This window comes from Bordetella petrii (assembly GCF_020991325.1).
Lineage (GTDB): Bacteria > Pseudomonadota > Gammaproteobacteria > Burkholderiales > Burkholderiaceae_B > Bordetella_A > Bordetella_A petrii_E.
Window position 1 is genome coordinate 1 of record NZ_JAJMLX010000534.1, and the last position, 739, is coordinate 739.

Consider the following 739-nt stretch of genomic DNA (forward strand, 5'->3'; position numbering starts at 1 on the left):
GTCGATGTCGCGCGACTGCGGGGCCTGCGCGCCGGCGCCAGCCTCGGCCTGGGCACCGGCGGCCGCGCCTTCGGGCAGCCGGCTTTGCATCAGCGCGACCTGGTCCGCCAGCTGCGGCGCCAGCGATTCGGGCAGCCCCAGCAGCGACAGCAGCCGCGCCAGCACTTCAAGCTGTGTCTCGTCCACCACGCCGCGCTTGGCCAGGTTGTACAGGTTGTACTTGCCTTGTTCGTCCTGGATGCCACCGGAAAATACGGCCGTGCCTTCGCTGGCCTCGCTTTCGATGCGTGTGTCCAGCACCGGCGTGGACCACAGCTGGTCGCCCCGCACGGTGGCTTCCTTGCGGGCGTTCTCGCGCAGGATCAGGCGTGCCCAGTCAATGCCGCCCAGCAGCAGCCAGCGCGCCTGGATGCGGGCCTGCTCGTTTTCCACCTGGCGGATGGCCGAGGTCTGGCGCAGGAACAGGCCGCTGGTCAGCGCCGCCACAATGGCCACCACGATCAGCGCGCTGACCACGGCCATGCCTTGCTGGCGCGCGGGAAATGGCCGCGGCTTCATGGCAGCACCACGATGCGGGTGTAGCGTTCGGGCTGGTCGCGCGGGCCGCGCTCGATGGCGATTTCCAGGCCCCCGGCGCGGGTGGTGGACGGGCGGGTGGGGTCGACCCAGCCCTGAGTGGCGACCCAGGCGCGCACGTCCAGGCCGGTGGCGCCCGGCATCAGCAGCACGCCATCGGCGG

General features: G+C 71.3%; 1 protein-coding gene and 1 pseudogene. Both read right to left on the reverse strand.

What is annotated here, in order from left to right; all coding sequences use genetic code 11:
• Positions 1–558 (reverse strand): type II secretion system minor pseudopilin GspK (gene gspK / locus LPZ50_RS25180; RefSeq protein WP_230665543.1); only part of this gene is annotated, 558 nt, incomplete at its 3' end.
• Positions 555–739: pseudogene (locus tag LPZ50_RS25185) on the reverse strand (hypothetical protein); the annotation flags it as partial. The pseudogene LPZ50_RS25185 and the gene gspK, both read right to left, overlap by 4 nt.